This window comes from Vibrio penaeicida (genome assembly GCF_030689305.1).
GTDB lineage: Bacteria > Pseudomonadota > Gammaproteobacteria > Enterobacterales > Vibrionaceae > Vibrio > Vibrio penaeicida_B.
This window is the reverse complement of the sequence record NZ_JAUYVM010000006.1, coordinates 76,662-90,508: the sequence shown is the minus strand read 5'-3', so window position 1 is coordinate 90,508 and position 13,847 is coordinate 76,662. Positions and strand designations below refer to the sequence as shown.

Below are 13,847 nucleotides of genomic sequence, written 5' to 3'. Positions count from 1 at the left end.
ATGAACAGAGAAATTTTAGCGGTAGTAGAAGCTGTTTCTAATGAGAAAGCGGTTCCTCGTGAGCGTATTTTTGAAGCTCTAGAAATCGCATTAGCTACGGCAACTAAAAAGAAATACGAGATTGAAATTGATGTTCGTGTTGCGATTGATCGCAAGACGGGTAATTTCGACACTTACCGCCGCTGGTTGGTTGTGGAAGAAGTAGAAAGCCCAACTAAAGAAATTTCACTGGAAGCAGCACAGTACGATGACGAAGAAATGGAACTGGGTAGCTTTGTAGAAGATGATATTGAGTCAGTAACATTCGACCGTATTACCACCCAAACCGCTAAGCAAGTTATTGTACAAAAAGTACGCGAAGCTGAACGTGCACAAATCGTTGAGCAGTTCATTGATAACGAAGGTGACCTGATCACTGGTGCGGTTAAAAAAGTGAACCGTGAAACCGTTGTTCTCGACCTAGGCAACAATGCTGAAGCCGTCATTTTACGTGATGACCAACTTCCTCGTGAAAATTTCCGTCCAGGTGACCGTGTTCGTGGTCTTCTGTACAAAGTTGCTCCTGAAGCGCGTGGCTTCCAACTATTTGTCACTCGCTCTAAGCCTGAAATGCTATCTGAACTCTTCCGAGTGGAAGTGCCTGAGATTGCTGAAGAGCTAATCGAACTGAAAGGCGCAGCTCGAGATCCGGGTTCACGCGCAAAAATTGCAGTGAAAACAAACGACAGACGTATTGACCCAGTTGGTGCTTGTGTAGGTATGCGTGGTGCACGTGTACAAGCAGTATCAGGTGAGTTAGGTGGTGAGCGCATCGATATCGTGCTTTGGGACGATAACCCAGCTCAATTTGTTATCAATGCAATGGCGCCAGCAGATGTGGCTTCCATCATTGTAGATGAAGACGCACACGCAATGGATATTGCAGTTGAAGCCGATAACTTGGCTCAAGCCATCGGTCGTAACGGTCAAAATGTACGTTTGGCATCTCAGCTTTCTGGTTGGGAACTGAACGTTATGACAGTGGAAGACCTTGAAAAGAAACACCAAGAAGAATCTGGTGCGGCTATCGAAAACTTTATGAAGTACCTCGATATCGAACAAGATTTTGCAGAAATGCTCGTTGAAGAAGGTTTCTCAACGCTAGAAGAAGTGGCTTATGTGCCAGTGAACGAACTTCTGGAAGTTGATGGTCTAAACGAAGAGCTTGTAGAAGAATTGCGCCAACGTGCAAAAGATGCCCTAACTACGATCGCCTTGGCGAAAGAAGAGTCATACGATGGTCTTGAGCCAGCGGAAGACCTACTTGCACTAGAAGGTTTAGAGCGCGAAATGGCGTTTAAACTTGCAGCGAAAGGCGTCGTAACACTTGAAGATTTAGCCGACCAAGGTACTGATGAGCTTGAAGGCATTGAAGACCTAACGGAAGAGCGTGCTGGTGAGCTAATTATGGCTGCACGTAACATCTGTTGGTTTGGCGACGAAGAATAAATTCAGCAAGGAGGAAGTGGCATGACAGAATTAACGGTTAAAGCACTGAGTGATGAGATTGGTACGCCAGTTGACCGCTTGATTGAGCAACTTGCTGATGCTGGAATGAAAAAAACGGGCGTAGACACCGTTTCCGACGATGAGAAGCAAAAGCTTCTTACTCATTTGAAAAAAGAGCATGGTGATACCTCAGGAGATTCTGAGCCAACTCGCTTAACTCTCCAGCGTAAAACTCGCAGTACTCTAAGTGTGAATGCGGGTGGCGGTAAGAGTAAAAATGTTCAAGTAGAGGTGCGCAAAAAGCGCACGTACGTAAAACGCAGTGCAATCGATGAAGAAGCCAAGCGAGAAGCTGAGGAAGCAGCTAAACGTGAAGCTGAAGAGCTAGCGAAGCGTGAAGCGGAAGAGCTAGCTAAACGTGAAGCTGCAGAGAAAGCACAACGCGAAGCGGATGAAAAAGCAAAACGAGAAGCTGAGGAAGCAGCTAAACGTGACGCTGAAGATAAAGCAAAGCGCGTACAAGCTGATAAGGCTAAGAAAGACATGAACACAAAGAGTGCGGAAGTAAGTTCGCAAGCAAAAAAAGAAGCTGATGAGCTAAAACGCCGTCAGGAAGAAGAAGCGCAACGTAAAGCAGAAACTGAAGCGGCGAAGCTAGTTGAAGAAGCTCGCAAATTGGCTGAAGAAAATGCAGCACGTTGGTCTGAAGCAGAGAAGAAAGAAAAAAAGGTGATGGAAGAAGGCGACTATCACGTTACAACTTCTACTTTTGCTCGTGAAGCAGAAGATGCAGCTGACCAAAGCGAAGAGAAGGCCCCTCGTCGTCGTAAGAAGAAGTCTTCTGCGAACAATGATGACAAAGGTGGCAACAATCGTAATGGCAACCGTAACCAACGTGGTCGCGGTGGTAGGAAAGGCAAACTTGCTAAACCTACTTCAATGCAGCATGGCTTCGATAAGAGTGCATCCGTTGCGAAATCTGATGTTGTAGTTGGAGAGACAATTGTTCTTTCTGAGCTGGCAAACAAGATGTCAGTTAAAGCGACTGAAGTTATTAAAGTGATGATGAAGATGGGTGCTATGGCAACCATCAACCAGGTAATTGACCAAGAAACTGCTCAGCTTGTTGCTGAGGAAATGGGTCACAAAGTTATCCTGCGTAAAGAAAATGAATTGGAAGAAGCAGTACTGTCTGATCGTGATAACAGTGCTGAATCTGTACCACGTGCTCCGGTGGTTACTATCATGGGTCACGTTGACCACGGTAAAACATCTACACTGGATTACATCCGTAAAGCACACGTTGCTTCCGGTGAAGCAGGTGGTATTACCCAGCACATTGGTGCTTACCATGTAGAAACTGACAACGGCATGATCACCTTCTTGGATACTCCAGGACACGCAGCGTTTACGGCTATGCGTGCACGTGGTGCTCAGGCAACGGATATCGTTGTTCTTGTTGTTGCGGCAGACGATGGTGTAATGCCTCAAACAATCGAAGCAATCCAGCACGCTAAAGCGGCAGGTGTACCTTTGATTGTTGCTGTAAACAAGATCGATAAAGAAGACGCAAACCCAGATAACGTTAAAAACGAACTGGCTCAATACGATGTTATTCCTGAAGAGTGGGGCGGTGAGAACATGTTTGTTCACATCTCTGCAAAACAAGGTACTAACATTGAAGGTCTTCTAGAGACGATTCTTCTTCAGTCTGAAGTTCTTGAACTAACAGCTGTTGAAGAAGGCATGGCATCTGGTGTGGTTGTAGAATCTCGCTTAGATAAAGGTCGTGGTCCTGTTGCTACTGTACTGGTTCAATCGGGTACATTGAACAAAGGCGATATCGTTCTTTGTGGTCAAGAGTACGGTCGAGTTCGTGCTATGCGCGACGAGAATGGACACGAAATTACAACTGCTGGTCCTTCTATTCCTGTTGAGATTCTTGGTCTGTCTGGCGTTCCTGCTTCTGGTGATGAAGCAACAGTTGTACGTGATGAGCGTAAAGCGCGTGAAGTAGCGAATTACCGTCAAGGTAAATTCCGTGAAGTGAAACTTGCTCGTCAGCAGAAAGCGAAACTAGAAAACATGTTTGCGAACATGTCTGCTGGTGAAGTTGCTGAGCTTAACGTTGTGCTTAAAGCTGACGTACAGGGTTCTGTTGAAGCTATCGCTGATTCACTACGTAAACTGTCTACAGAAGAGGTTAAGGTCAACATCGTTGGTTCTGGTGTTGGTGGTATTACTGAAACTGATGCAGTACTAGCAGCGGCTTCTAACGCTATCATTCTAGGCTTTAACGTACGTGCTGATGCTTCTGCTCGCCGCACTGTTGAAACTGAAAACCTAGACCTTCGTTACTACTCAATCATTTACCAATTGATTGACGAAGTGAAGCAGGCAATGGGCGGTATGCTTGCTCCTGAATTCAAGCAAGAGATCATTGGTCTTGCTGAAGTACGTGATGTGTTTAAGTCACCGAAACTGGGCGCAATCGCTGGTTGTATGGTTACTGAAGGTCTTATTAAGCGCAATAACCCAATCCGCGTTCTTCGTGAAAACGTTGTTATCTATGAAGGTGAGCTAGAATCTCTACGCCGCTTCAAAGACGACGTTCAAGAAGTTAAGAACGGTTACGAATGTGGTATCGGCGTTAAGAACTACAACGACGTTCGCGTAGGCGACCAAATCGAAGTATTTGAAATCGTTGAAGTGAAGCGTACTCTAGACTAATAGACAAAATTGCCTTGTTTATTTAGATAAACGGCAAAGGTTGTTGAATACACCATGGGGGGCGTTTGCCCCCCATTCTTTCTATAGTGAGAAAAGAAATGTCAAAAGAATTTAGCCGCACACAGCGCGTGTCGCAGCAGCTACAAAAAGAGTTGGCGCTGATTCTTCAGCGTGAAGTTCGTGACTCTCGTATCGGAATGGTGACGATTTCGGATGTCGAGGTCTCTCGTGATCTCGCCTATGCAAAAGTATTTGTTACTTTCCTATGTGTAGGAGAGCAAACACCTGAAGCTAGCCTCGCTGCATTGAAAGAGCATGAAGTTCAGATTCGAATGATGCTTGGTAAGCGTATTCGCTTACGTTTGACTCCTGAAGTTCGATTCACCTATGACAATACGCTTGTTGAAGGTATGCGTATGTCTAACTTAGTGAGTGATGTCGTCAGCAAAGACCAGCAGAAAAAACAAGATGCAGGTCGAGGAGACGACGAGTAATGGGGCGCCGTCGTAAAGGTCGTCCGGTTAATGGCGTCGTGCTACTTGATAAGCCAACGGGGATTTCCTCTAACGATGCATTGCAGAAAGTAAAGCGCATTTACTTCGCTGAAAAAGCGGGCCATACCGGTGCTTTAGACCCATTGGCTACAGGCATGCTACCTATCTGTTTGGGTGAAGCGACTAAGTTTTCGCAGTTTCTTCTCGATTCTGATAAGCGATATGTTGTCATTGCTAAGCTTGGCGAGCGTACCAATACATCCGACTCTGATGGCGAAGTTGTTGAAACTCGTGATGTGAACGTGACGAAAGAGCAACTCTTAGAATGTATTGAGAAGTTCAAAGGTACAACTGATCAAATCCCTTCTATGTTTTCTGCCTTGAAGTATCAAGGTCGTCCACTCTACGAATATGCGCGCGAAGGTATTGAAGTTCCGCGGGAATCTCGCAAGATCACGGTTTATTCTATTCAACTACTTCGCTTTGAAGGTGATGAAGTTGAAATGGAGATCCACTGTTCAAAGGGGACCTACATCCGCACTATCACTGATGATTTAGGTGAAATGTTGGGCTGTGGTGCGCATGTTACTTACCTTCGTCGTACTGGGGTTGCGAACTACCCATACGATCGCATGGTCACTTTAGAGCAGCTGAATGAGCTGCTAGAACATGCTAATGATCAGGGGTTACCTCCTAAAGATTTGTTAGATGCTTTGTTGCTTCCGATGGATACAGCGGTTGAGGATTTGCCAGAAGTTAATTTAAATGCTGAATTGACTGATATGGTTCAACATGGGCAACCTGTACAAGTCTTTGGTGCACCCGTTGAAGGCACTGTAAGAATGACGAGTGGCGATGAAAAGCTCTTTATTGGCGTCGGTGAAATTGATGATAACGGTAAAGTTGCGCCAAAACGTCTAGTTGTTTTTCGCGATGAAGAATAATCTGCGCGAACGAAATGTAATCGAGAAGGCTCAATAAATTCTAAAATAAACCGAGATATTTCTGCGTAATTTAGAGTGTTTCGGTTTTGTTTTTAGAGTGCTTGTGTTTACACATTACACCCCGTATAATTCGCGCTTCGCGTGTCGGCTGAATCAGAGATTGGCTGGCACAGTTTTATACTTAACTCTTATTAGGAGAGAAATATGTCTCTGAATGCAGAAACTAAAGCAGCAATCGTTGCTGATTACGCACAATCTGAAGGCGACACAGGTTCACCAGAAGTACAAGTAGCTCTACTGACTGCTTCTATCAACCACTTACAAGGTCACTTCAAATCACATAAGCAAGACCACCACAGCCGTCGCGGTCTGCTACGTATGGTTTCTCGTCGTCGTAAGCTTCTAGACTACCTTAAAGGTAAAAACCTAGAGCGTTACCAAGACCTAATCAAACGTCTAGGCCTACGTCGCTAAGATCAGTTTGTTTGAAAAAGGAGCTTCGGCTCCTTTTTTTACGCCTATTGTTTGGGTATAAGACATTTCCGATTAAGTAGTTTATACTACTGCGGATTTGGCTTTTGCCAGTCACACAAAGCAGCTTTACAGTCACCGATGTCGACCATAAAGGTCGCGACTAATGAAAGGAATCTTCCTTAGGTTATTTTCATTAGTCGCGATTGGTAAGGCGCTGTTGTGTTTAATCTAAGACAACATCTTTGAAATTTTCAAAGTTAAGGAAATTACGTGAATCCAATCGTAAAAACGTTTCAGTACGGCAACCACACCGTAACTATTGAGACAGGTGTAGTAGCGCGTCAAGCGACTGCAGCTGTTATGGTTAACATGGACGATACAGCAGTATTCGTATCTGTTGTCGGTAAAAAAGAAGCGGTAGAAGGTCAAGACTTCTTCCCGCTAACAGTGAACTACCAAGAGCGTACTTATGCAGCAGGTAAAATCCCTGGTGGTTTCTTCAAGCGTGAAGGTCGTCCTTCTGAAGGTGAAACGCTAACGGCTCGTCTAATCGACCGTCCTATTCGCCCTCTATTCCCTGATGCGTTCAAAAACGAAGTTCAGGTTATTGCGACAGTAATGTCTGTAAACCCAGACGTTCAACCAGATATGGTAACAATGATCGGTACTTCAGCAGCTCTTGCTATCTCTGGTATTCCGTTTAACGGTCCTATCGGTGCTGCACGTGTTGGTAATATCGATGGTCAATTGGTACTGAACCCAAGCAACACAGAGCTAGAAAACTCTAAGCTTGACCTAGTTGTAGCTGGTACTGACAACGCAGTACTTATGGTTGAGTCTGAGGCAGACAACCTAACTGAAGAAGAAATGCTTTCTGCAGTTGTGTTCGGTCACGATCAACAGCAAGTTGTTATCAATGCGATTAAAGAGTTTGCTGCTGAAGTGGCTACTCCAGCGTGGGAGTGGGAAGCACCTGCAGTAAACACTGAGCTTAAAGCTCGCGTTGCTGAACTAGCAGAAGCTCGCCTATCAGAAGCTTACCAAATCACTGAAAAAATGGCTCGCTACGAGCAAGTTGGCATCATTAAGGGCGACGTTGTTGAAACATTGCTTGGACAGGATGAAGAGCTAGATGAGCGCGAAATACGTGGCATGCTTGGTTCTCTAGAGAAGAATGTTGTACGTGGTCGTATCATTGCAGGTAACCCACGTATTGATGGTCGTGAGAAAGACATGGTTCGTGCACTGGATGTACGTACTGGTATCCTTCCACGTACACACGGTTCTTCACTGTTTACCCGTGGTGAAACTCAGGCGATCGTTACCGCTACACTAGGTACGCAGCGTGATGCTCAAATCATTGATGAGTTAACAGGTGAGCGTAAAGATCACTTCTTGCTACACTATAACTTCCCTCCTTACTGTGTTGGCGAAACTGGTTTTGTAGGTTCTCCTAAGCGTCGTGAAATCGGCCACGGTAAACTTGCTAAGCGTGGTATTGCAGCAGTAATGCCATCTGTAGATGAGTTCCCATACACAGTACGTGTTGTTTCAGAAATCACAGAATCTAACGGTTCTTCTTCAATGGCATCTGTATGTGGTACGTCTCTAGCTCTTATGGATGCTGGTGTTCCAATTAAAGCGTCTGTTGCTGGTATCGCAATGGGTCTTGTTAAAGAAGGCGATGACTTCGTTGTTCTTTCTGACATCCTTGGCGACGAAGATCACCTAGGTGACATGGACTTTAAAGTAGCGGGTACTAATGAAGGTATCACTGCGCTTCAAATGGACATCAAAATCGAAGGTATCACTAAAGAAATCATGCAAATCGCGCTTAACCAAGCACAAGGTGCGCGTAAGCACATCTTGTCTGTAATGGACGAAGCGATTTCTGGTGCTCGTGATGATATCTCTGAGTTTGCTCCTCGTATTCATACGATGAAGATCAGCTCTGATAAGATCAAAGACGTTATCGGTAAAGGTGGTGCAGTAATCCGTGCTCTAACTGAAGAAACGGGTACAACTATCGAAATCGAAGATGATGGCACAATCAAGATCGCTGCGACCGAAGGTACTGCCGCGAAAGAAGCGATTCGCCGTATCGAAGAAATTACAGCAGAAGTTGAAGTAGGCACTATCTACACTGGTAAAGTAACTCGCATCGTTGATTTTGGTGCGTTCGTTGCTGTTCTAGGTGGTAAAGAAGGCTTGGTGCACATTTCTCAAATCGCAGATAAGCGCATTGAGAAAGTGGCTGACCATCTGTCTGAAGGTCAAGAAGTTCAAGTTAAAGTTCTTGAAATTGACCGTCAGAACCGCATTCGTCTAAGTATGAAAGAAGCGGTTGAAAAGACTGAAGAAGCAGCATCAAATGAGCAGCCAAGCGCGGAATAACGTGTGAGGCATACGCATTTGAGATAAAGCGTGTTATAAAGGGGAGCTGAGGCTCCCCTTTTTGTTTTTGGGGTCAGGAAAAAAGCTTCATTTCCTGACAATGCCACAATATAAATTTCTGTCTATGCAGTGCAGCTACTATAACGACAACCTTGGACTGAAGCTAAATAAGGAGAAACAGTTTGGCGAAATGGTTAAAAATGGTCGGAGTAATATCAACCCTAATACTCACTGGGTGTGCTTCCAACCAAAACCAATGGCTTTACCCACCGATGGCGGTGCCGTTGCAGCCTAGCATTCAACAGGAAGTGCAGATTGCAAGGCTGACTCAGCTATTGCAAAGGCAAGACCTGAAAGAAGAAGTGCGAGCCAAAATGTTCTACGAACGGGGTAATTATTACGACAGCGTAGGCTTACGTGACTTAGCTCGTTTAGACTTTGAGCGTTCCTTAAACTTGAACCCTCGTCAGCCTGACGTATATAACCTACTGGGCGTATATTTTACCGAGAAGCGAGAGTTCGATGCTGCATATGACTCATTTGATTCAACGTTAGAGCTCGATCCGGCTAATCAATACGCTGAAAGGAATCGCTCTATTGCTTTGTATTATGGTGGACGTTACGAGTTAGCATTTGAAGAGATGACAACACACTATAATGACGACCCCGATGACCCTTTTCGTGCGCTTTGGTTGTATTTGATTGAGCGTGAAATTGATGCTGACGTAGCGAAAGAAAAACTGCTGAATCGTTACGATAAAAGAAGCGAACGATGGGGCTGGCTGATGGTTGCGTTAATGCTGGATCAGATTTCAGAAGAGCGTGCTCTAAAAGCTATCGTCAACGCAACGAACGACAACGAACGCTTGTCTCAGCGATTAACAGAAACGTATTTCTATCTGGCCAAACGTTATCAGTTACAAGGTGATTATGGTAATGCCATATCGCTGTATAAATTGGCCCTCTCTTTCAATGTCTATGAATACGTCGAACACCGATATTCTTATATGGAGCTGGGCAACATCTACAGCGAATTGAAAGCAGAAAGAGATAACGATCCGAAAGAAACGGAAATCTAGAAAGTTTGTAAGAGAGCCGCCAAAATAAGGCGGCTTTTTTATGTTTTTCTTCTGGTTTCCATTCACATGGTGACAGTATTTAGCCCTGCTATTTGATGCCAATAACCATTACAATCTCGGTTTGTTAGTTCTGTTGGGTGAGAGCCATCTTCATTGTTTTTAAATGCTGAAAGCTGTTGGAACGTCTCTGTTCCAAGAGGACTGAGTCGAATTACATCTACAGTATTATGCATATTGGCTACGTCATTGATTAAATTGTAACAATAACCGGATTGTGTCTGAATTCCATTCAGAGTGAAGACTTCTTGCCCTTCTTGACTGCTGACTTTTAACCCATTTGGATATCGAATACAGCAAGTCTCGCATTCGTCTTTAGGGCGTTCTTCCGCTCTCGCAGTAAAGCAACGTGCAGAGTACGCTAGCGGCAAGTAACCATACCCAAACACTTCAACTTCAAATTGATTGCGAATGCCTAATTCATCACATTGTATGAGCAAGTTACATAGCCAATCATGTGATAACTCTACAGGCATACACCAGCGCGTCATGCCCTGCTTTACGAAAAGGCCCAGCGTTTGAGCATTGTATGCGTTAACCGCAGGACCAACAGTAAACGGAACCTTCTTCTCAAAAGCCAACTGAATGGCAGATACATCGTTGGCTTCAATGGCAAACTCGCCATTGTCGATGTATCGCTTCATTATACTGACTTCACTAGGTGCTTCGAGTAATGCCATAGTGGAAATAACCACTTGCTTACCACAAGCGCTAAGCTCTTTTGCGAGCATAAGCCAATCTTTAAGTTTTACTTCCCTTCGCTTTGAGCAAACACTTTCCCCTAAGTAGATAATATCCGCCTCGGAAGATTTGGCGTGATGGTAAAACGCTTCAACATCTTGCTTTTGCCAGAAATAGAGGAGTGGACCTAGTGCGTATTTCATATTTTTCTAATCCAGATTACTGCCATTTTCTGTGATAGGCACCGAGAGTGGTTTGTGTACCCTCAGAAATGTTTGCTAGTGTGCTATTCCAAGTGTCTTCGACACGATATTGCTCCGGTGAGGACTGGTAACGATCTATCGCAGCACGCCATGTTCTGGTGACTTGTTCCACATAGGCAGGGCTACGCTGGCGACCTTCTATTTTTACCGAAGCGACATTGGCTGCAAACAAGTCAGGCAGCAAAGACAGCGTGTTTAAGCTCGTCGGTTCTTCTAGCGCATGATAGCGTTTTGGTTCCCCATCGATCATCACATCAAATCGACCTTTACACAGCGTTGGGTAGCCCGCATTTTCCCCTTCGGAGTAGCGGTCAATAAGTATGTTATTCAAACGAGATTCCAAGCCCATATCCGTCTCTTGCCAACGAACATATTTTGCCGGCGAGCAAGCCCCAACCGTATTAGGGGATTCACCAGTCATATATGAGGAAAGGTAGCATCGCCCCTCTGCCATGATACAAAGGCTTCCAAACGCAAAAACTTCCAGCTCAACCTCACTGGTCATGTTACGAGCCAACTGTTTGACTTGATGGATTGAAAGGACGCGGGGTAATACAACCCGTTTTACATTGAAGTTTTGATGATAGAAATCGATAGAGGCAACATTGGTAGCGGAAGCCTGTACGGAGAGATGTAACTCCAGATCGGGGTATTTTGTCGAGGCATAATCCAACACAGCAATGTCGGCAACAATTAAGGCATCGATGCCCAATTGCGCAGCCGTGTCTACTGCCGTTGTCCATCGTTCGAACCCATTTGGGTGAGCGAAAGTATTCAGTGCGACATGAATTTTTTTATTGTTGTCGTGCACATACTGCACGGCTTTTTCCAGTTTCTTTCCGGTGAAATTCAGACCAGCGAAATGTCGGGCATTGGTATCATCCTTAAACCCGATATAAACCGCATCGGCACCACAGTCGATGGCGGTTTTTAGTGCAGGTAAATTGCCCGCAGGACAGAGGAGTTCCATACGCTCGTTACCTTTCATTGTTATTGTCAGTAACAGAGCATTTTAGGTAGGTTTTACAAATAGGAATTTGATGTGGGGCAGTTTTTGTTCAGTTTAGGGTTCAGTTTTTATGGCGGCGATTTTGAACCAATAGCTCTTCAATTTCTTGCTTAGGTTGCGGACGATAAAAATGATAGCCCTGAATTGAATGGCAATTGAGGTTAGACAATAGAGTGGCTTGCTGCGTAGTTTCAACCCCTTCCGCGACCACGACCAAATTCAAGGATTTACCTAAATTAATGATGTTTTCTATGACGGTTAGCTGCTTCGGTAGCGTATCAAGATCGGTAATAAAAGCCCGGTCGATTTTTAATTCATCAAGAGGGAAGCGTGCTAAATAGGAGAGAGAAGAGTATCCAGTACCAAAGTCATCAATGGAAAGGGCGAAGCCAAGGTTTTTGATGGCATTGAGCATCTGAAGTGTATGATCACTGTCGCTCATTACGGCACTTTCGGTTAACTCAAAGGTAATACAGCTTGGGTCGAGTTCCGTCGTACTAAGCAACTTTTCCATATAGTCGATAAGTTTTGGGTTACCAAACTGCTCGGGAGAAAGGTTAATTGCAACCCGACCAGGAAGGATGCCTTGCATCTTCCAACGTTTAACGGTTGAAAAGACTTCGCGCATTACCACACGACCAAGATGTTCTATCAAGCCCGCTTTTTCTGCCACCGGAATGAATGCACCAGGGCTAATGTAGCCTTCCACAGGGTGTTTCCAGCGAACCAGTGCTTCAGCACCATTGATACTGAAATCACGCGCGTTAACTTTAGGCTGGTACCAGACTTCCAAACCGTTTTGCTGAAGTGCTTTTTGCAGCTCAATTTCAAGCCACAAGCGCATACGTGCTTCTTTGTTCATCTGATCGTTAAACTTGATCAGACGGTTACGCCCGCGATCTTTCGCTTCGTACATCGCCGTGTCTGCATTTTGCAGCAAAATACGCGCATCATGTCCGTCACCTGGGTAGCTCACACTACCAATAGAACATGCCAGGCGCTTACTAAAGTGGTGTAAATCAAATGGCTGATTAATCAAAGAGATAATACGTTCGGAAAGTTGATCTGCGGTGCGATTGTGATCGGGTTCGGGAAGAATTATGCCGAACTCATCGCCTCCAAGATGCCCTAAGACTGCTTGTACAGGCAGTAATCTTTGCAAACGAGAGGAGACTTCTTTGATCACTTTGTCGCCGATATGATGCCCTAAAGAATCGTTAATGTTCTTAAAGTTATCGATATCGAGGTAGAGCATAACCAACGGTGTTTCATTGTGAATGAATTGCTCCAATCGACGCGTAAAGCCAAAGCGGTTATACAGCTTGGTTAGCGAATCAATATGGGTTTCATTTTGGCCGATGCTGGCATCGTTTGCCGCTTCGTCTAACCCTTGAATCAACACTATGTGCGATTGGTTTCCCAGCAAACTCGTCAGTTCAGCTTGCAATGAAACTCGTCTTTCTAAACCACAACGCGCACCCGTTAAGCAAGTTATCTGGGATTCAGTCAACATATTAAGCAACTGATTACCAAATGTGCGTTTGGACTTCTCATCAATAAACAGACGGCTTAGCTCTTCGCCTAATAATTCGGTAGAGGCATTGAAACCCAGCAACCTTGCTGCTGAGGCGTTGGCTGAAATAATGCAACCGTCTTCTACAAGAAGAAGCCCATTAGGGAGTAGCTCTGTTAACTTAGAAAATTTGTTTTCGGATTCTTCAAGAGAGCGAACAAGAATTTGTTTCTCGGAAGTATCGATAGCATGAAAAGCGATATATTCGACCGTTTGCTCTCCAATAACCGGAGACAAACTAAAATGCAGGCTAGTTTCGAGACTGTGATCATTTAAAGTGATTTCTGCTTCTACAGATTCCCCTTCAAATGCTCGCTCATAATAGGGTTTTAGATTTCGATAAAATGCGTCACCCAATACTTGTGTGTCGCGCATACCAACCAATTCTTCGCTGCTAAGACCTGCGATTTCGCAATAGCGTGCGTTTACCATGCGGTAATTGTGCTGCTTATCTAAAATGGCAAAGAAAAACGGACTGTGATCAGTGAGTTTTGAAAACCAGTGTTGTAATTGTTCTGTTGGCATCAATCTGTTACCGAGTCTCCGGGGGAGGTAATGCAAACACCTACAGGTGCGAGTCGATAAGTTACTATAACCTTGATATACGAGATGTAAAAGCGATCCAAGGCTTAGCTGAGCTTTTTTTGATACATAACATAAA

At 44.7% G+C, this 13,847-nt stretch carries 10 protein-coding genes; 7 read left to right on the top strand and 3 right to left on the bottom strand.

Annotation, left to right across the window (positions count from 1 at the left end):
* The 7 genes from nusA to nlpI all read left to right on the top strand — a co-directional run bounded on the left by nusA (window position 1) and on the right by nlpI (window position 9,603).
* Complete coding sequence (nusA, locus tag Q8W40_RS11560) at window positions 1–1,488, top strand: transcription termination factor NusA (RefSeq protein ID WP_101113244.1); 1,488 nt, start codon at window positions 1–3, stop codon at window positions 1,486–1,488.
* Between the two features lie 21 nt (window positions 1,489–1,509).
* Entirely contained in the window at window positions 1,510–4,218 is a 2,709-nt protein-coding gene (gene infB / locus Q8W40_RS11555; RefSeq protein WP_101113243.1) for a translation initiation factor IF-2, read from the top strand.
* Between the two features lie 98 nt (window positions 4,219–4,316).
* Window positions 4,317–4,712: a 30S ribosome-binding factor RbfA gene (rbfA, locus tag Q8W40_RS11550; RefSeq protein WP_104401422.1), complete on the top strand. Its 396-nt coding sequence runs from the start codon at window positions 4,317–4,319 to the stop codon at window positions 4,710–4,712.
* Window positions 4,712–5,656 carry a tRNA pseudouridine(55) synthase TruB gene (truB, locus tag Q8W40_RS11545; protein WP_305397289.1) on the top strand — a complete coding sequence of 315 codons (945 nt, stop codon included), beginning with the start codon at window positions 4,712–4,714 and terminating at the stop codon, window positions 5,654–5,656. Before rbfA ends, truB begins: the two co-directional genes overlap by 1 nt.
* A gap of 204 nt (window positions 5,657–5,860) precedes the next feature.
* Window positions 5,861–6,130, top strand: coding sequence for a 30S ribosomal protein S15 (gene rpsO, locus Q8W40_RS11540; RefSeq protein WP_101113239.1), 270 nt, complete (start codon window positions 5,861–5,863; stop codon window positions 6,128–6,130).
* A 270-nt stretch (window positions 6,131–6,400) separates the two neighbouring features.
* On the top strand, window positions 6,401–8,524 hold the full coding sequence (pnp, locus tag Q8W40_RS11535; RefSeq protein ID WP_305397288.1) for a polyribonucleotide nucleotidyltransferase: 2,124 nt from the start codon (window positions 6,401–6,403) through the stop codon (window positions 8,522–8,524).
* Window positions 8,525–8,724: 200 nt separating this feature from the next.
* The gene (nlpI, locus tag Q8W40_RS11530; RefSeq protein ID WP_305397473.1) at window positions 8,725–9,603 is read left to right on the top strand and encodes a lipoprotein NlpI; all 879 of its coding nucleotides are present in this window, start codon (window positions 8,725–8,727) and stop codon (window positions 9,601–9,603) included.
* A 62-nt stretch (window positions 9,604–9,665) separates the two neighbouring features.
* Here nlpI and Q8W40_RS11525 read toward each other — a convergent pair whose 3' ends face one another.
* The 3 genes from Q8W40_RS11525 to Q8W40_RS11515 form a co-directional block, all read right to left on the bottom strand.
* Complete coding sequence (locus tag Q8W40_RS11525) at window positions 9,666–10,544, bottom strand: U32 family peptidase (RefSeq protein ID WP_305397287.1); 879 nt, start codon at window positions 10,542–10,544, stop codon at window positions 9,666–9,668.
* A 16-nt stretch (window positions 10,545–10,560) separates the two neighbouring features.
* Window positions 10,561–11,574, bottom strand: coding sequence for a ubiquinone anaerobic biosynthesis protein UbiU (ubiU, locus tag Q8W40_RS11520; protein ID WP_305397286.1), 1,014 nt, complete (start codon window positions 11,572–11,574; stop codon window positions 10,561–10,563).
* 100 nt (window positions 11,575–11,674) lie between these two features.
* Window positions 11,675–13,711, bottom strand: a complete 2,037-nt coding sequence (locus tag Q8W40_RS11515) for a putative bifunctional diguanylate cyclase/phosphodiesterase (RefSeq protein ID WP_305397285.1) — start codon at window positions 13,709–13,711, stop codon at window positions 11,675–11,677.
* Window positions 13,712–13,847: the final 136 nt, after the last annotated feature.